This is a genomic window from Chachezhania antarctica (genome assembly GCF_003646465.1).
Classification (GTDB): Bacteria; Pseudomonadota; Alphaproteobacteria; order Rhodobacterales; family Rhodobacteraceae; genus Chachezhania; species Chachezhania antarctica.
The window spans coordinates 440,638-460,624 of the sequence record NZ_QZEX01000002.1 but is presented as its reverse complement, the minus strand read 5'-3'; the positions used below and the strand labels follow the sequence as shown (position 1 = coordinate 460,624).

The 19,987-nt window shown below is 60.0% G+C and carries 23 protein-coding genes and 1 pseudogene; 6 read left to right on the top strand and 18 right to left on the bottom strand.

Translation table 11 applies throughout. The features are described 5' to 3' along the window. Nucleotides 1-2: 2 nt before the first annotated feature. Nucleotides 3-242, top strand: coding sequence for a DUF2274 domain-containing protein (locus D4754_RS05955; RefSeq protein ID WP_121061996.1), 240 nt, complete (start codon nt 3-5; stop codon nt 240-242). Here D4754_RS05955 and D4754_RS05950 read toward each other — a convergent pair. The 3 genes and pseudogenes from D4754_RS05950 to D4754_RS05945 all read right to left on the bottom strand — a co-directional run bounded on the left by D4754_RS05950 (nt 175) and on the right by D4754_RS05945 (nt 3,544). Beyond that, on the bottom strand, nt 175-891 hold the full coding sequence (locus tag D4754_RS05950; protein WP_240453791.1) for a LysR family substrate-binding domain-containing protein: 717 nt from the start codon (nt 889-891) through the stop codon (nt 175-177). The genes D4754_RS05955 and D4754_RS05950 overlap by 68 nt on opposite strands. A 120-nt stretch (nt 892-1,011) precedes the next feature. Further along, nucleotides 1,012-1,155: pseudogene (locus D4754_RS24340) on the bottom strand (LysR family transcriptional regulator); the annotation flags it as partial. A 124-nt stretch (nt 1,156-1,279) separates the two neighbouring features. Then, nucleotides 1,280-3,544 (bottom strand): heavy metal translocating P-type ATPase, encoded by a 2,265-nt coding sequence (locus D4754_RS05945; protein WP_121061995.1) that lies wholly within the window; start codon nt 3,542-3,544, stop codon nt 1,280-1,282. Nucleotides 3,545-3,899: 355 nt separating this feature from the next. On the opposite strand from D4754_RS05945, the gene D4754_RS05940 reads away from it, so the two are divergent. Continuing rightward, nucleotides 3,900-4,562: a L,D-transpeptidase gene (locus D4754_RS05940; RefSeq protein WP_121062258.1), complete on the top strand. Its 663-nt coding sequence runs from the start codon at nt 3,900-3,902 to the stop codon at nt 4,560-4,562. Nucleotides 4,563-4,603: 41 nt separating this feature from the next. Here the strand turns inward: D4754_RS05940 and D4754_RS05935 are convergent, their stop codons facing one another. From D4754_RS05935 to D4754_RS05880, 13 genes are all read right to left on the bottom strand, one after another. After that, on the bottom strand, nt 4,604-4,978 hold the full coding sequence (locus D4754_RS05935; protein ID WP_420837199.1) for a hypothetical protein: 375 nt from the start codon (nt 4,976-4,978) through the stop codon (nt 4,604-4,606). Nucleotides 4,979-5,126: 148 nt separating this feature from the next. Continuing rightward, nucleotides 5,127-6,953, bottom strand: coding sequence for a penicillin acylase family protein (locus D4754_RS05930; RefSeq protein ID WP_121062255.1), 1,827 nt, complete (start codon nt 6,951-6,953; stop codon nt 5,127-5,129). 98 nt (nt 6,954-7,051) lie between these two features. Then, nucleotides 7,052-7,219, bottom strand: a complete 168-nt coding sequence (locus D4754_RS23865) for a hypothetical protein (protein ID WP_163025792.1) — start codon at nt 7,217-7,219, stop codon at nt 7,052-7,054. Further along, a complete protein-coding gene (gene lnt, locus D4754_RS05925; protein WP_121061994.1) occupies nt 7,213-8,796 on the bottom strand; it encodes an apolipoprotein N-acyltransferase in 1,584 nt (527 codons plus the stop codon). The genes D4754_RS23865 and lnt overlap by 7 nt, the downstream gene beginning before the upstream one ends. Continuing rightward, nucleotides 8,793-9,275: a signal peptidase II gene (lspA, locus tag D4754_RS05920; protein ID WP_121061993.1), complete on the bottom strand. Its 483-nt coding sequence runs from the start codon at nt 9,273-9,275 to the stop codon at nt 8,793-8,795. The genes lnt and lspA overlap by 4 nt, the downstream gene beginning before the upstream one ends. A 4-nt stretch (nt 9,276-9,279) precedes the next feature. Next, the gene (locus D4754_RS05915) at nt 9,280-10,062 is read right to left on the bottom strand and encodes a ZIP family metal transporter (RefSeq protein WP_121061992.1); all 783 of its coding nucleotides are present in this window, start codon (nt 10,060-10,062) and stop codon (nt 9,280-9,282) included. Nucleotides 10,063-10,074: 12 nt separating this feature from the next. Beyond that, the gene (locus D4754_RS05910; RefSeq protein WP_093411672.1) at nt 10,075-10,530 is read right to left on the bottom strand and encodes a DUF411 domain-containing protein; all 456 of its coding nucleotides are present in this window, start codon (nt 10,528-10,530) and stop codon (nt 10,075-10,077) included. Between the two features lie 3 nt (nt 10,531-10,533). Beyond that, the gene (locus D4754_RS05905; protein ID WP_121061991.1) at nt 10,534-11,913 is read right to left on the bottom strand and encodes a M23 family metallopeptidase; all 1,380 of its coding nucleotides are present in this window, start codon (nt 11,911-11,913) and stop codon (nt 10,534-10,536) included. Between the two features lie 9 nt (nt 11,914-11,922). Next, nucleotides 11,923-12,537 (bottom strand): SCO family protein, encoded by a 615-nt coding sequence (locus tag D4754_RS05900; RefSeq protein WP_121061990.1) that lies wholly within the window; start codon nt 12,535-12,537, stop codon nt 11,923-11,925. Continuing rightward, nucleotides 12,537-13,004: a copper chaperone PCu(A)C gene (locus tag D4754_RS05895; protein ID WP_420837204.1), complete on the bottom strand. Its 468-nt coding sequence runs from the start codon at nt 13,002-13,004 to the stop codon at nt 12,537-12,539. Before D4754_RS05895 ends, D4754_RS05900 begins: the two co-directional genes overlap by 1 nt. A 24-nt stretch (nt 13,005-13,028) precedes the next feature. Then, nucleotides 13,029-13,688, bottom strand: coding sequence for a DsbA family protein (locus D4754_RS05890; RefSeq protein WP_121061988.1), 660 nt, complete (start codon nt 13,686-13,688; stop codon nt 13,029-13,031). After that, nucleotides 13,685-14,107, bottom strand: a complete 423-nt coding sequence (locus D4754_RS05885; protein WP_121061987.1) for a disulfide bond formation protein B — start codon at nt 14,105-14,107, stop codon at nt 13,685-13,687. The genes D4754_RS05890 and D4754_RS05885 overlap by 4 nt, the downstream gene beginning before the upstream one ends. Before the next feature lie 5 nt (nt 14,108-14,112). Further along, nucleotides 14,113-14,679: an SCO family protein gene (locus D4754_RS05880; RefSeq protein WP_121061986.1), complete on the bottom strand. Its 567-nt coding sequence runs from the start codon at nt 14,677-14,679 to the stop codon at nt 14,113-14,115. 212 nt (nt 14,680-14,891) lie between these two features. On the opposite strand from D4754_RS05880, the gene D4754_RS05875 reads away from it, so the two are divergent. Further along, nucleotides 14,892-15,320, top strand: a complete 429-nt coding sequence (locus D4754_RS05875) for a MerR family transcriptional regulator (RefSeq protein ID WP_076625383.1) — start codon at nt 14,892-14,894, stop codon at nt 15,318-15,320. Between the two features lie 141 nt (nt 15,321-15,461). On the opposite strand, the gene D4754_RS05870 is transcribed toward D4754_RS05875, so the two are convergent. Then, a complete protein-coding gene (locus D4754_RS05870) occupies nt 15,462-16,532 on the bottom strand; it encodes a site-specific integrase (RefSeq protein ID WP_163025791.1) in 1,071 nt (356 codons plus the stop codon). Between the two features lie 119 nt (nt 16,533-16,651). Between D4754_RS05870 and dusA the strand changes: the two genes are divergently transcribed. From dusA to D4754_RS05855, 3 genes are all read left to right on the top strand, one after another. After that, nucleotides 16,652-17,674, top strand: a complete 1,023-nt coding sequence (dusA, locus tag D4754_RS05865; RefSeq protein ID WP_121061984.1) for a tRNA dihydrouridine(20/20a) synthase DusA — start codon at nt 16,652-16,654, stop codon at nt 17,672-17,674. 131 nt (nt 17,675-17,805) lie between these two features. Then, complete coding sequence (locus D4754_RS05860) at nt 17,806-18,606, top strand: phytanoyl-CoA dioxygenase family protein (RefSeq protein WP_121061983.1); 801 nt, start codon at nt 17,806-17,808, stop codon at nt 18,604-18,606. Between the two features lie 29 nt (nt 18,607-18,635). Beyond that, complete coding sequence (locus D4754_RS05855; RefSeq protein ID WP_121061982.1) at nt 18,636-18,998, top strand: SpoIIAA family protein; 363 nt, start codon at nt 18,636-18,638, stop codon at nt 18,996-18,998. Nucleotides 18,999-19,094: 96 nt separating this feature from the next. Here D4754_RS05855 and D4754_RS05850 read toward each other — a convergent pair whose 3' ends face one another. After that, nucleotides 19,095-19,835, bottom strand: coding sequence for a YebC/PmpR family DNA-binding transcriptional regulator (locus D4754_RS05850; RefSeq protein WP_121061981.1), 741 nt, complete (start codon nt 19,833-19,835; stop codon nt 19,095-19,097). Between the last annotated feature and the right edge of the window lie 152 nt (nt 19,836-19,987).

Here is a 19,987-nt window from a genome sequence, read left to right as displayed (position 1 = left end):
TCATGTCGAAACTCAAGCTTGGGCCTCTGCCCGACGAAAAGCCGGTGAAAGTGACGGTGGAATTGCCCGCGTCCATTCATCGCGACCTTGTCGCCTATGCAGAGGTGCTGGGACGGGAGACGGGGCAAGCTGTTGCCGATCCTGTCCGGCTGATCGTGCCGATGCTGGAGCGGTTCATGGCGACGGATCGTGGGTTTGCGAAGGCGAGGCGGGCTGCTCAATCCCACAGGGATGCCCATTGATCACCCCGCGATTTTCCAGCTCTGCCTTAGCCCTTGCCATGCTCAGAAGACGCCTGAACGCTGGGTTGTCGTTATTCGGAGACCAGATTGCAGAAAATGGAAGGCGCTCGCCCTTGATCGGTCGAAAGACCACTCCCGGATGGGTCGTCACTGTCATTGCCTCGCTGACCACGGTCAAACCTCGCCCAATGGCAACCAATGACAGCAGGTTATCTCGACTTACGGACTGCACATGTATGTCAGGGTGCCAACTGAGCTCTGCCAGCTTCCTCACCAGATAGTCATAGATCTCTTGGCCCGGCGCTGTTTCGCTGACCATGAAAGCCTCGCCGCTAAGCTCGCGCCAGTCGACTGCTGTCCGGATGGCTAACTCATGGCGTTCAGGCAGGACAACGAAAACACCTTCCGACCACATCAATGCGCTGTCGCAATCTTGCCAGGTTCGGGTTCCGGTTAGGAAAGCGACGTCGAGTTTGAGCCCGCGAATGGCAGCGACGTGTTCTTCCGGGTTTCCATCGATCAATTCGATCTGCACATGATTGTGCTGCTCCCCGAAGGAGCGCAGCAATTCGGCCAGAAAGCCCGAGGCAATCGATGAATAAATGCCGACTCTTATACGGCCGTTTTCCGATCTGCCAAGTGCCGCCATCGCGTACAAGCTCTCATCAAGCCCGCGAATTGTCTGACGTGCGCGAGGCAGAAACTGGTGCCCGGCGCGGTTTAGGCTCACGCCGCTTCGATGACGGTGAAACAATGATGTTCCGAGCCGATCCTCAAGGTCGCGGATGCAACGGCTGACTGATGACTGTCGGATACGCATAACGCTACCAGCCTTTCGGAAACTGCCATGATCAGCGGCGTTGACGAAGCATCGAAGGTGTCGAATCTCAATTTCATGTTTTCTCCTTTCCACTTTCCGACATCCTCTCGCACCTCGTGTTTAGGTCCTTTTCTGTGGAGCGCTACACTGACGAGCCGAAACTCAATCCAAGTCTTGAAACTTTGTTTCAAGGCGGCGTATGCTCTGCGTGGAATTGCTAGCGATTGTCAGACGGGTTGAAGCGCAACAGTCGCAGGGCGTTGAGCGTGACCAGCACTGTTGCGCCGGTATCGGCCAGGATGGCGATCCAGAGCCCGGTCAGCCCTAGCACCGACGTTACCAAAAACACAGCTTTCAGACCCAGTGCCAGGGCCACGTTCTGATGGATGTTGGCCATGGCGGCTCGGGCGAGCCGGATCAGGGCAGGTATGTCCACCACCCTGTCGCGCAGGATCGCCGCATCGGCGGTTTCCAGCGCCACGTCGGTGCCGGAGCCCATCGCCACACCTACGTTCGCCTGCTTTAGCGCTGGTGCGTCGTTGATGCCGTCGCCAATCATCATGACGCCGCCGGATGCGCCCATCTCGCGGATCAGCCTCAGCTTGTCCTCGGGCATCATGCTGGCGTGGAATTCCATGCCGAGCCTCCCGGCGATGGCCTCGGCCGTGCGGGGATTGTCGCCGGTCAGGATAACTGGGGCGATGTCCATCGCCCGCAGTTGGGCCATGGCCTCGGCGGCGTCGCCGCGCGGCTCGTCGCGCAAGGCAACGAGGCCGAGGGGTTGGCCGGAACGGAACACCGCGACCACGGTCTTGCCCTCAGTCTCGAGCTGTGCCGCGAACTCGGCCTGGCCGGCGGCGATACCCCCGGCCACCTCGGCATGGCGTGGCGATGCCACCCAGGCCTTCGTGCCGCCGACCAGCGCTTCAACGCCCTTACCCACGATCGCGCGCGCTTCTGTCGCGGGCAGAGCCTCGATCCCGGCCTCCTCCGTTCGGCGGAGGATGGCTTGAGCCAGCGGGTGCGACGATCCGGTCTCGACTGCGGCGGCCACGGCCAGCAGGTTGTCTTCTGTGACGCCAAGGGCGGGCAGGACGTCGGTCACCTTGGGTTTGCCATGGGTCAGCGTGCCGGTCTTGTCAAAGGCGATGGCCGAGACCTTTGCGGTGGACTCGATCACCGCGCCCCCCTTCATCAACAGACCTTTCTTGGCGCCTGAGGACAGCGCAGAGGCAATCGAGGCCGGAACCGAGATCACCAACGCGCAGGGGCAGCCGATGAGCAACAATGCGAGGCCACGATAGATCCAGGTACCCCAGTCCGCCCCTGTCAACAGCGGCGGGATCAGGATGACCAGTGCCGCGAGCGCGACGATGGCTGGCATGTACCAGCGGCTGAATCGATCAATGAATCGCTCGGTCGGCGCGCGGGCGTCCTCGGCGTCCTCGACCAGCTGAATGATGCGCGCAATCGTGTTGTCCGCCGCAGTTTTCGTGACCGTCACGCGAAGCGCGGCTTCGGTGTTGATCGACCCTGCAAAGACTTTCTCACCCGGACCCCGGGTAACGGGTACACTTTCGCCGGTGACCGGGCTTTCGTCGATACCGCTAGTGCCCTCGAAAATCTCGCCGTCGGAGGGGATCCGGTCGCCGGGACGTACCAAAACGCGCTGGCCAATTTGAAGCTGGTCGGCCGGGACTTCGCGGGTCTTGCCGTCGATTTCCAGAAGCGCGGTCTTGGGCACCAAACTGGCCAGCGCTCGGATACCGTCGCGTGCCTTGCCAGCGGCCACGCCTTCCAGTACCTCGCCCACTGCAAAAAGAAACACGACAAGTGCCGCTTCCTCGGCTGCGCCGATAAATAAGGCGCCGACGGCTGCAATGGTCATCAGGCTTTCGATGGTGAAAGGCTGGCCGAGGCGAACGGCCTCGAAGGCGCGCCTGGCCACCGGGGCGACCCCGATCACGCAGGCGAGGGCAAAGGCCCAGTAGCCGTAGTCCGCCGAGGTCAGAAGCTCGAACCCCCAGGCCAGGACCAGCAAGGCGCCGGTGAAGATCACCAGCCGGCCCTTGTCGGTCTGATACCAATTCTTGCCGCGATCGGCGGGGTCGTCATGCACGTGACCTGGGCTGCCATGCCCCGCGTCGCCCTCGTCTGGCGGCGTCCCGTCGTGATCGTGTTCACGGTCATGGCCGTCACAGTCGTGACCATGGCTAAGCGGCTTGTCCGCGGCGTCGAGCGGTTTTCTCTCCGATGTAGCGCCACGCTGCGCAATTCCGTATCCGAGACGCTTCACGATGGTTTCGATCTCCGTCGGGTCCGTCCGGGCAGGCTCGAGATCAAGCGAAAGGCGTTCGCTCATCAGGGCGACCTTTACATCTCTGACACCCGGGAGGCGCTCGACCGCCTTCGTCACTTTTACAGTGCAGGCGGCACAATCCATGCCGCTGACAGTCCACTCCCGGCGCTCGGCTCCACTCATTTTCTTTGCTCCTGGCCCGGCAACTGGCCGGGGCTATCTTTGACCGAGTCGGTTCTTACAGGCTAAAGTAACTGTAGCTTCAAGTCCTTTTCGATGCTGCATGGATTGCTTCGCCCACATTGCTCTTTGATCGAGGTCGGTATCAGCGAACGGCTGCTATCTAGTGGGATTCATCGCCAATCTGATCGGGTTCTGTCGCGACCAGAACTGCAGGAGATTCACTTTTCGACGGATGTGATGCTTTCCACTACAAAAACCGCGAAGACCCTTGATGCTACAGGGGCTAGAGGTTTTATACCGCATCTATCGCGTACAAGCGATCGAACCGGTTCACTGTGTATTTGGGAAACTTGAGATGCTGACGAGACGACACTTTATACAGACAACTGCGGCGCTGCTCCCATCGTCGATCCCGACGCTTTCGTTTGCCAATAACTGGCCCAGCGAAGAACAGAAAACCGCTTGGGACGCGCAGGTCACTCCGCTTGGCTATGATCCCGCGACCACAAACCCTTGGGGGCTGCATCCCAGGTTCCTCCCTCAAAGAGTATTGGCGAACGACGAGCTGCGTCCCGGAGATATCCATGTCGATGCAGTGGCAAGGTACCTTTACCACATAGAAGAAGGCGGTACCGCCATGCGCTATGGTGTGGCCATTGCCCAAGGGGATCTCTACGAGCCAGGTACGTACACCGTCAAACGCATGGTTAGGTGGCCGCACTGGCGGCCTACACGAAACATGATCGAGCGGAACCCCGAGAATGCTCAGTATGCAGGTGGTGTGGAGCCCGGCCCCGAAAATGCACTCGGTTCAAGAGCCATCTATCTGTATGTCGGCGACAGGGACACATATCTCCGCATTCATGGCACCCCGTATCCAGAAAGCATTGGCGGGCGGGCAAGCTCGGGCTGCGTCCGAATGGTGATGGCGCATATAATTGATCTGTTCGAGAATGTTGAAATCGGTTCGACAGTCTACCTTTACTCAGCCGAGGAAAGCCTCGTGATGCCGGGATGAACTCTGGCCTTCCACCTGAGGCGTGGAAGGCCAGAAATCGCTCATGATACCGGCGGCTGCACCACGCATATTGGGCGGCCGCCTGTTGCGCGAAGCGGCACGAGAGTGGTTTCCACTGGGCCGGCATGCATATACCAGTAACAATCGTCTTCGCTTAGCAGGCGAGCCGTCGACAAATCCTGATCGGGAGCGGCCATGGCAACAACATTCTCTGGAATATTGCCGATTTCATATCGATCGTTCTGGCCTTCCGTGTTTGTGATCCCGCAGCTGGCAAGCAGAGCGGAGGCGATAATTACTAGGGAACAGTTTCTGTACTTTGTTTGCATGGCTGCCTCCATTGGGGCGTCTATTGCTTTCCTGTCATGTTGCCACTCCAGGTCGCTGTCCAACGCACTTGGATCGATCCGATCCATCTTGCGGTGTTACCTATAGCTTTAGGAGCTATAGGATCTTGGTAAGTGTGAGGGCAACTCATCCTGAGGTCAATCTGGTTTTCCGAACCATTCGGCGAGCTTCCATGTCCATGCCCGCGACTTATTCTGTTGGAGTCTGGCGTAAGCCTTACCGGTCGGGCGATAGACGCGACAATCCAACGGAGCCACTTCTCGCCGCCGACAGGTCTGAGGTCATCGTCAGATACGCATTCTGGCTCCAGATTTGAAAAAAGTTGTCGAAGAATGGTGACATTGGATGCCCCGACTGTCCGGCAGGCAGCAGGAAGTAGGAGGCCATGTCTTCCGACATACTCATGATCGCCTGAAAGTTGCTGCCAGTATTGCTGACAAATGGGCGATCATTCGTAGGATCGAAGGATGTGGAGAACTGCGTATATGGATCCCCGGAGATTTCTTTCCGAAGAGACAGGAATTCCTTCAGCAGACCTTCTGATGATATCGTCGACGAGTTCATTTCCACGTAATGCTCACTTCCCCACATCCAGCTGGAGGGGTCGGAGCCATGGCGCTGGTTTAACCAGTCAACCGCATCGTCCAGTGCTGCTTCAATCTGATCTTGGCAGGTTTCGACCCGTGATGATGTCCGGATATCGCACCAGTCGGCACTCTCGCCTCGTGCGCTAAGAGCCGAGATAAGGAATTCAGGATTTGGAAGTTTCCACAGCTGCTCTTGTATGGGGAACTCGTCTTTGAGGATGCGTCGTTGCAGAGCGAGTGACCAAGCCCAGAAAGCCAGAGGCTCAGGCGAATAGCGATCCATATTTCCGTTCCATGCAGCGAGAAGATCAAGAACCTGGCTCCGAAGCTGGACGAGGTTCCGATCTTCGCTGGAAAGAACGGGGTTTTGAAACCAGAGCTCGCGGGCCATCAGTGGGAGCAAGACTCGCGAAGCTTCGCTCACGGTATCGCGCTGGACTGCTTTCACACCCTCCATGGAGAAGACTGTCTGCCGGTCCTGAAGTGTGGACAGGCGCAAGGCTCGAAGCGATGGTTTTCGAGAGCGATCGTCTTGTGGACTTGAAGCCGAGGTGTTCCGATCAATAACCAATATTTCCAATCCTGCAGGCAAAATGTCCGATGCCTCTTCAACCGCGTCGCCTGCGTCGGTTGATCGGGGAAGTTTTTCTAATATGGTTATGAAGCTGACCGCGCTCGCAACCTGAAGTGGTTCCAGTGCTTCGTCACGAGGAAAGTCACTTGAACGGAATGCCCATGCGATACGGTCATTGCGCCCCACAAATACGAACGGTATTCCCGGCAGAGTACTCCCCATGACTGCCCCTGTCGGTAACTGAAGATCAGCCAAGTACCATTCTGAAGGTAAGGATAGAGGACCAATACTATCCGCGGCAAGAATAGGAACTCCAGTCACGCTTTGGGCACTTTCCACCGCCCACGCATCAAGGCTCACTCTAGGGTTATACGTGATCATATCTTGGGGAAATGGTGGATTTTCTGAGGGCGTGTCTTCAACGAGGCCAGAATTGGCTAACTCATGGGGCGTCAGACGGAGGCTGGCCAGGAAATACTTCGCGATGTTGAGGCTATCCGCGGGCCTCCAAGGCGTAATTTCATTTTGGCCGGAGATCAATAATTCCGGGGCGCCACGACCTCGCCAACCCTTAGAGACAATGTCCAGCCATGCGTTGACGCCGGCTGTATAGGCTGCAAGGTCGTCTTCGACAGTATTTGGGAGGGGGATCGTCAGGTTCGCAAGTCGTCCTGCGTTCGCTTTCTGTCGTGCGCTTAATAATTGGCTCAGCCTGTCCTGCGCGTGGGAAAACCCAATCGCGAAGTATATGTCGGCAGCCGAACTCCCTATAATATGTGGGATTGCAAAGGAGTCTCTCAGAACATCGACTGTCTGTTCTATGCCAGCGACTGTGAAGTCTTCGTCGTAGTCCGGAACAGATGCGGTCAGTAATACGTACATGAACGCCGATACAGCCAGAGCCAAAGTGGCGAGAGTCCCGAAAGTATACAGCAAAGTTCTGAAAAGACGTCGCAATTTTATGGCACCTCAAAGGTTTTCTAAGACGCCAAACGCAGGAAGACCAATGATACGAAGAAAGTCAGGAGGCCAAAAGCGATACCCGAGCTGACCGCATATTGCATGATATCCAGCCGGTTTCCTTTACGGCGACGCGCCAGATACCCACCCCAGATTGCTCCTGCGAGGATACCCGCGATCGTCAACATGACTTTGCCTCCACTGATGCTTTTTTATTTCTTGCCCGATGCATGCCTGACAGCCTTGAGCCAAGAAACACGATCCAAGTAACGGCGATTAACGCCAGGAACATCCAGTCGCCGAACCGTGCATATGGCGTGGGTTTTAGGGCGCCGGGAAGTTCGGCATCGATGACACCGGTCTCTTCGATGCCAAGCTTCACAATGAGCTCGCCCTTCGCGTCGATTACCGCTGAGATGCCGGTGTTCGCGGCCCTCACAATCGGAAGTCCTTCTTCGACGGCACGCATGCGGACCGCAGCAAGGTGCTGCTCGGGTCCTATACTGGTGCCGAACCAGGCATCGTTTGTTGCGTTGAATATCCAGTCGGGCCGATGCTGATCGTCGATGACGTCGCCCGGAAAGATGATCTCGTAGCAGATGGCCACAGCCAGCGGGGGAGCGCCGGGCAGGGTCAGCGTTCGCGGTCCTGCACCGGGCGTAAAGTCTCCCAGGCCTTGGGTGATCCGGTCGAGCTTAAGCCAGCCGCGGAAGGGGACATACTCGCCGAATGGAACGAGATGGTGTTTTGCATAGCCGGTCAGAATGTCTCCGGTTTGATTGTAAGCTTGGACGGTGTTGAAATAGAGCGTTTCTTGGTCCTTTCGCGTGCGGTCCGGGACGCCGGTCAGAAGCAAAGCGCCGTCCTGCAAGATGGCGGCAATGCGAGATCGCGCCCGCAGATCCTCATCGAGAAAGCCCGGAAAGGCGGTTTCCGGCCACAGGAGCACATCCACCTCGCCGGGACCGCTCGAGAGGTCCAGATAGCGCGTTAAGGTCTCGTCTCGCTGTTCGGGCGCCCACTTCTCCCTTTGCGGCACGTTGCCTTGGACTATACGCACATCGGCATCGGGCGCAGGTCCCGGCTCTAACCCGAGTCGGCCTTGGCCTACGGTCCATATCGTCGCGATCACAGCCGCGAATAGACTAGCGGGGACCCAGCGCCGCCGTCTCTCCGTCACCAGGGCCGCGGCCGGCAGCGTTCCGGCCAGGACTAAAAGAAAGCCCAGCCCATAGCTGCCAATCCATGCGGCCGGCTGCCTCAGTGTCGGGTAGTCGACAAGGGCGTAGGCGGTGAGGTTCCAGGGAAATCCCGTGAGGACGTGCCCGCGCAGCCACTCTGCCGCCGTCCACGAGGTTGCGAACAGCAGGCAGGTCGTTACGCCGGTGACTGCACGGCGGGACATAGTGCCGGAAAACAGCGCCGCCGCCAAGGCCGGAAAGGTGGCCAGACCGGCGGCCAGTGCGGCAACGGCCGGGATGGCCAGCGCCCCGAATTTATCGGGGTCCACATAGAAGCTCTCGGAGATCCATGAGAGGCCGAAGCCGAACTGACCGAGGCCGAAGGCCCACCCCACCAGTGCGGCCGCCCCGACGGAACCAGCGCGCAGCAGAAGTAGCAGCACTGAAAAGGATACGGGCACGAGCAGAATGATCGAGAAGGGCGGAAGCGACAGAACGGTCATCGCTCCTGCTGCGGTCGCGACAATGGCGCGAGACGGCAAGGAAGTCACCCAGCCTCTGCAAAAAGGCAAAGGCGACCTCATGGACCACTCTGGTGTGCTTGCTGGACCTTCGGCCCAATGAGGAGCAATCCGACGCCACATACCACAAACACATCGGCCATATTGAAGGCGGGCCAATGGGCGGTGCTCACATAGAAATCGAGGAAATCCGTGACCCCCTGAAAACGCAGGCGATCCGTTACGTTGCCGAAAGCGCCTCCTATGATCGCGCCGTATGCGACGGCTTCGACTCTGTTGGCAGCTTGACACATCATGAACGTCAACCAGACGCAGACGGCAATGGCCAGCGCCGCCAGGACCCACCATGATGTGCCGCTGAGAAGGCCGAAGGTCACGCCGTCATTACGCAAGTACGTGAGATTAAACCCAGGGGCGATCGGGACGCTAGCGCGCAGGGATTCCGCATTCGCAACCACGATAGCTTTTGTGACTTGATCGACGGAGAAAGCGATGAAAATGGCAAGAGTGCCGCTAACTGACGCTTTTAGAGAGGGCGGCATGTCGTCACCCCAGCCAAACGTCTAGAAACAACATGAGAACAAGGCCAATTGATAGTCCGAGGGTCGCTTTGTTCTGATGGCCGCTTCGATGAGTCTCAGGAATTATTTCGTGGCTGATTACGTAAAGCATCGCACCTGCTGCAAAGGCGAGGCCCCATGGGAGTAGCGGTTCCGACAGTGTGATGATGCCCGCTCCGAGCAAGCCACCAATCGGTTCGACCATGCCGGTGAGGGCCGCGATGGCCCAGGCGCGGAGCCTGGGATACCCTTCACCCAAGAGCGATACCGCGACGGCGAGCCCCTCAGGAGCGTTCTGAAGACCGATGCCGATCGCGATCGGCAGACCGCCCTCCATGCCTCCCGAACCAAATCCCACGCCGACTGCAAGGCCCTCTGGGAAGTTGTGAATCGTAATCGCGAAGATGAAGAGCCAAACCCGCCGCAAGGACTCCGCCTCCGGTCCTTCACGACCCGATCTGAAGTGTTCATGGGGCAGCTTCTCGTTCATCAGCGCTACCGCCCCCATTCCCAGAAGGATCGCAACGCAGACGATGGCGGCCGGTGCAGCTCCGTTGTCGAACAAGGTTTCGGCGGCATCGAGTGCAGGGATAATCAAGGAGAAAAAGGAGGCGGCAAGCATCACCCCGGCCGCGAAGCCGAGCGACAGGTCGCGAGTTGCCCGCGACGGAATGTGACCGAACAAAACGGGCACCGCGCCGACGGCCGTCAGCGTGCCGGCGGCGAGACTTCCAATCAGACCGAGCAGTATCGGGGGCAGGGTGTCCATGTCTGAGCTGGTTCACCCTTCTGGGTAACTCGAGTAGATCTCGGTCGACCCGTCCTGCCGGATTAGAAAGACATCGTAGGCTTCCCGGTCTTCTTCGGGACCCATGCCGGGCGAACCGTAAGGCATTCCGGGCACCGCAAGGCCGATTGCGTCAGGACGTTCTTCCAGAAGACGGCGGATGTCGGAAGCCGGTACATGCCCTTCGATCACATATCCTTCCACCAAACCGGTATGGCAGGAGACCATGCGTTGGGGCACACCTCTCTCCAGCTTGAAACGAACCAGCAGCCCGCCGAACATGTCTTCGCCGGTGGGAACAAAACCGTTTTCCTCGAGATGGTTCATCCACGACAGGCAGCAGCCACAGCCGTTCGTCTTGCGAACCTCGATAGCTGTAACTTCTGCGAATGCCTGGGCAGCCGGAAGCAGTGAGATTGCGAAAACAAGTATATGTTTCAGACTATTCATGGGTCACAGGCTTTCAGTTGCTTGCCGGGCGATCTCGCGTTCCAGGCTGGTGGCCAGACGGGCGCGTGCCTCAGCAAGGCGTGACAACGCGTAGGTATCATCATCCGCCTGGCGCTCTATTGCATTGGCGAGACGGTCGTCGGAGAGAGGATCGGTTGGGCGACCTTCGACGAGAACTTCGTAGTGAAGATTGGGCCCGGTTGCCGTACCGGTGGCGCCGACGCGACCAATCATGTCCCCCGCCGCCACGCGCTGGCCTTGAGCGAGCTCGTCGGGGGTCGAGCTTAGATGCGCGTATCTCGTCATGGTGTCCGAGCCGTGAGTGAGTTCGACGACGCGGCCGTACCCATTCCGCCAGCCGATGAAGCTGACTTGACCGGGGGCTGTCGCATGGACCGGAGTTCCACCCGCTGCTGCGAAGTCGACTCCAGTGTGCATTCGAACATTGCCATAGACCGGGTGTGTGCGACGTCCAAAAACAGAACTGAGGCGCGCACCTTCGACCGGTTGTGCAAAGACCCGCAAGACCTCACCGTCCACATAGATCGTCGCCTGACCGCTTCCGTTATCCGGCCAGACGATTTCGTAGAGGGCTCCGCCGATCTCCAGAGCAGCGAATGCCAGGTCAGGCTGCCCGATTCTTTCGTTTCCAAGCCGGGCCTCTCTCCAAAGAAGTTGCAGTTTTTCGCCGCCCGACATGTCACGACGGAAATCCACAGTTCCGCCGAGCATTTGCGCAAGGTCCACGGCAAACCGGGCGGGCATCTCGGCCTCTTCGAGGGCGGCGAAGAGTGAACTGCCGATCACCGCCTCACCCGCGAGTGTTACGAGTTCGGGTTCAGGTGAAACGACTGATGTAGACAGCTCTTCACCGAAGGTGGCCTCAATTCGAACACCGTCTCCGACGGTAAGCGATACCGAGCGCGCAGCACCATGTGCGTTCGAGATGAGGGTGATGGAATGTCCGGGCCGGAGGCGCCGCAGGTCATATTCAGCACCTATTGCCAAGGCGACTTCTGCCCGTGTGTTTGCCGCGAGGCCGGCCTCCGCCAGGACTGCATCGAGGGTTTCGCCAGGCGCGATTTCGCGCGACCATCTCGTCAGAACGGGTTCAATCTCCGGCAATGCATTGTCGCTGGCCGCGATCTCCTGCAGGAGCGGCAAGGGTTTGAATTCGGGAATTCTTTCGATACCTGGCTGTCCCTGTGCCGGAAAGGCGGTTTCCAAAACCCTGGGAGCTTGCAACGCCGGCGGAGACCACGCGCTAGCTGCGGCGAGCTCCGGAGGAACTGGATCGATCGACCATTCCCAGGATAATGCAAGTCCCCCAGCTGACAATGCCGCTAAGCCTGTGAAACTTGCCGCGAATATTCCAAACTTCATGGTGGCCCCCTAAGATTCTTCTTCAAGTGCACGCCGGATTTTAGGCACGGCGAATTCTCTCGGTTCGTGATAGTCAATCATGGAGACGAACCGGCCCGAACGATCGAACAGGAAGACACTCGCGGTATGGTTCATCGTGTAATCGCCGCTTTCGGTCGGTACGCGCTCGTAGCTTGCACGGAAACCGCGCACGGCTTGTGCGATCTGATCTTGGGCCCCGGTCCATCCACGGATAGCTGAATGGAAATAGCTGACATACTCTTCCATCGTTTCGACGGTGTCTCGCGCAGGATCGACGGTGATAAAGACCACATTCATCTCCGTGGCGTCGTCGCCCAGCTCGTCCAACCAGCCAGAGATGTCCGACAGTGTGGTCGGGCATACGTCCGGACAGTAGGTGAAGCCGAAGAACACCATGGACGGGCGCCCGATCAGAGATTCTGGCCCGACCTCGTTGCCCTCGTGGTCGGTCAAGCTGAAATCCATGACGGATAGGTCAAGGGGAAGCAGGCCGGTCGATTCCGGCGCACCTGGGCCGTCTACCTGCCACCAACCGAATAAGAGCACGGAAGCAAGCGCCCCGGCGCCGGCTACGGCGTATCCAAGGATTGTCCGTCGCCGCATCACTCGCTCGGACCGCGCGCCGCTATTCCTAGGATGGGGACCACGATTTCAACCGTGCTTCCGTTGTCGAACTTCAGCGTTAGCGGAAAGCTCTCTCCTTCCTGCATCGGCGACTGCAGGCGCATCAGCATTGCATGCAGACCGCCCGGCTCCAGTGCCACGTTCTGGCCCGGCTCGATAGTAATCTCCCCGGCTGAGGACATGGAGCTCACGCCTTCGGCATTGGTTCGGGTTTCGTGTATCTCGGACATCTGTGCGATTGGTGTCGCCAGGCCGACGATAGTCACAGGCGTGTCACCGGTATTGCGAATGCTCATGTAGGCGGCGCCGGGGCGGCTTGTCCCGATAGATGCCCGGGCCCATGCGCCCTCGACGACCAAATCCTCCGAACCTGCCAGAGTTGATGTTGGAGCGCCCACGAATGTCAGCAGCGAAACAAGTACTTTGATGAGATGGTTCTTCTTCACAACAGCCTTTCCGATTTGCATGGTTCAGCTCCGCGCCGCGGCGACTTCGGCCGCCACGAGGCGTCGCAGTTCGTCCTCACCGAACGGGTTTAGCGGGCGGCCGTTCACGAAAAAGGTCGGTGTCTGGACTACGCCCATGGCTTCGACATCCGCGCGATCCTGGTTGAGAACGGCCGTCGTCCCTGGAAAGAGCAACTGTTCACGCGCCTCCTCGACGTCCAGTCCGGCGGAGGCGGCAATATCGAGTATCAGATCCGGTTCAGGCGCCCCATGAGAGGCCCAACGCGGCTGCTCGCGCAGGACGGCTTCGAGCACGGGTTCGAAGACGTCTTGCATGCGAGCCGCCTCGAGCACTCGGATGGCCTCTTCTGACGCCTCACCATGAAATGGCGTGTAACGGATCACCACGCGCACGTCGTTGCCGTGTTCGGACATGATGTTCTTGACCACCGGATAAAAGGCCCGACAAGCCTCGCAGGCCGGGTCGAAGAATTCGACAATCGTTACAGGTGCGGTTTCCGACCCGAGGATCGGCGAGTAGGACCGGATCAGCGCATCGGACAGTTCCGGCGGAACGGCCTCTCCCACGGGGGCCGGAGAAGGGCGGGTCACATACCAGGATGCTGCGCCAAACCCTGCTAGACCAAAGGTGAGCACGGAGAGGATCAGGGCACGTCTGTTCATTCTTGCGGTTCCTTCAGGGAGAGGGCGGAGAGTGCTCCAATCACGGTGAAGGCGACCAAGGCCATCAGCGGAATCGGAATTCCGAAGACCAGCTGGTTGTCGTCGGTGCAGGAGGGGCCGGTCGCGGTGCAGGGCTGAATTTGCTCGGGGACCAGGCCCGCATAGAGGCCCAAATGCCAGACCGCCACGGCCGCGCCGCCTAAGGCGAGCGCGATCCCGTAGCGCCCGACGCCATGGTCATTCCACCACAGCCCTAGCCCGAGGATGATCGCCAGCGGAAACATGAAGGCGCGTTGAAACCAGCAGAGCAGACAGGGCGTTTGGCCGAGCACTTCGCCGATGAAAAGAACCGCCAACGAGGCAGAAGTGGCGACGGTCCAGGCCAGCCCGATGGCCATGTCTCCGGGAATGCGTTTCATGTCGGTCAGATCCTTTCCTGCAGATCAGCAAGGATCTCTTCAGCGGACGTGCCGTAGGGCCACGAGGTTGAGTAACCCGCCTGTGGGTCAAATAGGAACAAGTTCGAGGTATGGCTCATTGTGTAGCCCCCCGGAGCGGATGCCTCCTCGTTCCTTTCAAAAAATATGGGGAAGCTATCAGATATCGCAGCCATCTGGTTAGCCGTGCCAGTCAGACCAATTATACCTGCTTCGAATTGCTCCACGTATTGGGAGAGTACCATCGGACTATCGCGTTCGCGGTCTATTGTAATGAAAATGGGCTGGACCTTTTCTGCCTCGCCGCCCAGTCCCTCCATTACGGCGGCGACCTCGGAGAGTGTTGTCGGACAAATGTCCGGGCAATTTGTGAATCCGAAGAAAATCAGCATCCAGCGGCCGGAGAAGTCACGCTGTGTTTGGACCATGCCACGATGATCCGTCAGCTCGAATTCCGCGAAAAACGGGCTATCGCTTGCGGTCCGCTCGTTTTCGGAGACAGAGTCAGGCCGCAGTAGCAAGCCGATGTACAAAAGTGCTGCCGTGGCCGCCATCGCCCACAGTATTTTCTGCAAGTTGGAAAGGTTCACACTGCTTTGCCCGATTCCGATTGTTTGCTCGGGCTTCGTGTACGACCTCTAGCAGCTATAGCTTCAAGCCAAGATGACGTCGCAAGGAACAGCTTCACTGAACTGTGAATGACGGTTCAGACTTGTCATCGATCTGGCGCGAAGCTACACTCGCTGTAGGTATGAGGTCGGGTAAGATGCTGACAATTGGCGCGATGGCGAGAAAAACCGGGACAAAGGTCCAGACGATCCGCTACTACGAGCAGATAGGGTTGATGCCCGAACCAGGCAGAACCGAAGGCGGTCAACGCCGCTACGGAGATGCTGAACTAGATAGGCTGTCATTTGTTCGACACGCTCGGCAACTGGGTTTCTCGCTTGACGCTATTCGTGAACTTCTGAATTTGAGCGACAATCCTGGGACATCCTGCGCCGACGCTGATGCCATTGCGCGTCGGCAGCTTAAGCAAGTGGAGCAACGGTTGAGCCGACTAGAGGCGCTCCGAACCGAGCTGGAACGAATGGTTCATGAGTGCAGTGGTGGACGAACCGCCGATTGCCGTGTCCTTGAGGTGTTGCGTGACCACTCCGAATGCCTCACCGAGCACGATGAAGTTGGTCTTTGAATGGCTGAAATCCGGCTTGTCATGAAGGCTTAGAAAGCTTGTCGGGATCGTTGGGCGTCAGTTCCGATAACTCGGATCGGTGTCTAGGTCATAGACCGTAATCGCGAAGTTCTGGGCGAAAGCTAAGGATTGGTCGGTGGATCATTCGTTGCCGATGGCGAGTTGAATTCCAGGCCAGCTTGCATACTTGTCGCCGGTTTCGCGGATGTGTGTATAGCGTTTGAGGCTGACCCATGACCTGTGCCCACTGACAGCTGCGACGTGGGGAATGTTCCAACCCATCTCAAACAAGCGCGAGATGCCTTCATGGCGTAGATCGTGGAAACGCAGATCGTCGATCCCGAGCAGCTTGCAAGCGCGGGTAAAGTTGGCCGTGATTGCGTCCGGAGAGTAGGGGAAGATCTCAGCTTTGCTCTTGCGCATGCTGTCGATGATCCGAATGGCCTCTTCGGGCAAGTCGACCCAGGTATCGTTTCCGAGCTTTTCGCCGGGATGCTTCATGTCACGGACCAGGATGCGCTTGTGCTCGTTCTGCAAGTCATCCCAGGTGAGCCGGGTTATCTCTGCCTGTCGGCGCGTCGAGAAGAGAGCGAAAACGATCACCTTGTGCATGGGCATGGCTTGAGGTGCTCTCTGGCGCCGATCAATGAAATGGGCCAGCAGCCGGTCGAGTTCATCGAGGGTGGGCCTGCGGTTACGCTGCGCGGAACGGGAGATGATCCCCATACGGCGCGCGACGGTGATCGCGTCTCTCATCTCCCGGTCATCCAGTCGGAAGTCCCACATCGGTCGAGCTATGGCGAACATCGAGGCGAGATGGCTCGCGTAGTTCCCGACGGTTTGCGGTTGTCCGGGCAGAGACTGAAGGAACTCGATGACATCCTTCGACTTGATGGTGGAGCAGGGCAGATCGGCGATCGGGTAGGTGACGATGGTCCTGAGGACCTGGGCTTTTGTGCGACCGATGTCCTTCACGGCTTCTTCAGTATAGCGCTCGATCGCTTTGGACAGCGGAGGGTCGCATACGTTCAACTCTTCCAGCGCACCAGGTTTTGCTAGCTCTTTCTCGCGTTTCTTTATCCAGACGGTCGCAGCTGGGCGTCTGTCAAAAGTCTTCGTCTCGTGATAGACGGTGCCCTCGCGCATCACTCGTACACGTGCCCTGTAGCTGTGACTTCCATCCTTGCGTTTGCGTGTGGTGATCGAGCCCATGATGGTCTCCCCATTTGGTCCACGAAATTGTATTTGGTCCACGGGACCAAATCCAGTGTCAAAATCGACGGGTTTGGTCCATGATGAGCGGAAACGAGACGAACTGTAGGTGCCTGTAAGTGGCGGAAAAATATAAAAAACAAGACTTATCAAGAGCTTCGCGACTGAGCGTGGCACCGATGATGGACTGGACAGACCGCCATTGCCGGTACTTCCACCGGCTCCTGAGCGCGGAGGCGTTGCTCTACACCGAAATGGTCACCGCGCCCGCCCTGGTGCGGGGGGGCGCGTTGCATCTGCTGGACCATCACCCGGCCGAACATCCCGTGGCGCTGCAACTCGGCGGCTCGGACCCGGCCGAACTGGCCCAGGCCGCGCGGCTGGGGGCCCAGGCGGGCTATGACGAGATCAACCTGAACTGCGGCTGTCCGTCCGACCGCGTGCAATCGGGTGCGTTCGGGGCGGTACTGATGCGCCAGCCAGCGCTGGTGGCCGAGTGCGTGGCGGCGATGGTCGAGGCGGTGGATGTCGAGGTCACCGTGAAATGCCGCATCGGTGTCGATGACCAAAAGCCGGAGGAGATCCTGCCCGATTTTCTGGACCAGATCCGCGCGGCGGGATGCAGGCGCGTGACCATCCATGCGCGGATGGCGTGGCTCGACGGGCTCAGCCCGGCGGAAAACCGGACGGTGCCGCCGCTCAACCACGATCTGGTGCGCCGGATGAAGGCCGCGTTTCCGGACATGCATGTGTCGATCAACGGCGGGATTGCCACGCTGGAACAGGCGCAGGCGCTGCTGGCCGATGGCCTTGACGGTGTCATGATCGGCCGCGCCGCCTATCACGAACCGGCGGACATTCTTGCCGCCGCCGATCCGGTGATCTTCGGCACAGGCGCGGCCCGCGATCCCATCGCCGTGGCGCGCACGATGATGCCCTATATCGACGATCACCTGACCTCCGGCGGCCGTCTTCACCAGATCACCCGCCACATGCTGGGCCTGTTCGCCGGCCGCCCCGGCGCCCGCGCGTGGCGGCGGACGCTGTCGGAACAGGGCGTGCGCCCCGGTGCCGGGCCGGAGGTGGTCGAAGCCGCGCTTGAACCCATTTTCGACCTCATGGATCGCGCGGCGGCAGAGTAGGGTGGGGCCCGCGCTTTCGCCTCTGGCAAACCCGCAGCGCGTTGACCGGGTGACAGGAGCCCGCCCGTGAAGACAGTGGCTTTCATGCAAGGCAATCCGGTGCGGTCCGCCGTATGGCAGGTGACCCCGAAATGACCCGCCCCGATTTCGACGACCTGTCACGTGCGTTCCATGCCGATGGCTGGCTGCGGTTTCCGGCCGATCCCGCCGTTCTCGACTGGGCCGAACACGCCCGGCGGGCCGGCGAAGCGGCACTGACCGATCCTGCCTATTCCGCGCTCCATGTCTGCGAAGGCACGTGGTTCGTGGGCCTCGAAGCGCTGCCCAACGATGCGCTTGGCCGTGTCGCAGGGTCCGCGCCGCTGAACGGGTGGGTGATGGCGTTCATAGAACGCCTCTATGGCCCGCTGCCCCTCCACCGGGCCCAGCTTTCAACCGTCTGGCCCGGCTATCCCCGCCCGCGCGATGGTGAAAGCGAGGCCGCGGCGCGCTACCGCGAGAAACGCGATGCCGCCCATGTCGATGGCCTGCGCCGCGACGGCCCCGCGCGGCGGCGGTTCCTCAGCGAACCGCACGCCTACATCCTTGGCCTGCCGCTGACCGATGCCGCGCCCGAGGCCGCGCCGCTGGTCGTGTGGGAGGGCAGCCACCACCTGATCGCCCGCGCGCTGCGCGCGGCGCTGGCCCCGCATCCACCCGCGGACTGGCCAAACATCGACCTGACCGACCCCTACCAGACTGCCCGCCGCACGGCGTTCGACACCTGCAAGCGCGTGACCGTTCCGGCCCGCCCGGGGGAGGCGACGCTGCTTCACCGGCTCGCGGTCCACGGCGTGGCCCCGTGGCAGGCGGATGACGCGGACCCGCGCATGATCGCCTATTTTCGCCCGCATCTGCCGGGCGGCATGACAGACTGGCTCTCGCTGGAGTAGAGTGCCTGACAGTCAACGGGGATGGGACCATGATCGAAGTCACGCAAAGCGGCGCCCAGTTGACGGTGCGCCTCAGCGGCACCGTCACGCAACACGATTATTCCGCCGTGCTTGAACCGGCGATGGAAGCCGCGCTGAAAGCCGAGCCGAAATTGCTGGTGCTTGCCGTGGTGGGTGAGGATTTCCAAGGCTACGACATGGCCGCCGCGTGGGAGGACACGAAACTGGGCCTGTCCCATCTGGGCGCGTTCGACCGGATCGCGATCTGTTCGGACCTGGGCTGGGTGTCCACGGCCGTCCGCGCGGCCGCGGTGTTCCTGCCATATCCTGTGAAGGCGTTCCCGCTGACGGAAGAACCGTCTGCCCGCGAATGGCTGACCATGCCCAAATGACCGGGGGTGCAGGGGGCTTGCCCCCTGTGGGAACGGGGCGCGCGGGGGCAGCGCCCCCGCGTCTGTCGCCGCGCCATGCGCGGCGAAACTTTGCGCTTACAGCTGCGCCATGACCTCGTCGGACGCCTCGAAATTGGTGGTCACCCGCTGGACGTCGTCATCGTCTTCCAGCGCGTCCACCAGCTTCATCAGCTTCTGCAACCCGTCCAGATCCATCTCGGTCGTCGTCATCGGCTTCCAGACCAGCTTGGTGCTCTCGGATTCGCCCAGCGACTCTTCCAGCGCGTTCGACACCTCGTTCAGGTCGGTATCGGCGCAATAGATGAAATGCCCGTCTTCCGAGCTGTCGACGTCCTCCGCCCCGGCCTCGATCGCGGCTTCCAGCACCGTTTCGGCATCGCCCGCATCGGCGGGGTAGGACACTTCGCCCTTGCGTTCGAACATGAACCCGACCGAGCCCGTCTCGCCCAGGTTGCCGCCGTTCTTGGAAAAGGTCGACCGCACGTTCGATGCCGTCCGGTTGCGGTTGTCGGTCATCGCCTCGACGATGATCGCGACCCCGCTGGGGCCATAGCCTTCGTAGCGGATCTCTTCGTAATCGTCGCCGTCACCGGCCTGCGATTTCTTGATGGCGCGGTCGATCACGTCCTTGGGGACGGATTGCGACTTGGCCTCTTTCACCGCCAGCCGCAGGCGCGGGTTCTTGTCGGGATCGGGGTCGCCCATCTTGGCGGCGACGGTGATCTCTTTCGACAGCTTCGAAAACAGTTTCGAACGGGCCGCATCCTGCCGCCCCTTGCGGTGCTGAATATTGGCCCATTTGGAATGTCCGGCCATTGATGATCTCCAGCTCGTGAATTGTCTGACGCGTTCTATAGGCCAGAGCCCCCACGCCCTGCAAGCCGCCGTCGCTTGGTCCGCGCCCCGCGCGCCCGCCGGGGAAGGGGGCGTCGCCGCGCCGGGGCAGGGGCAAACGCGGTCCGACCCCG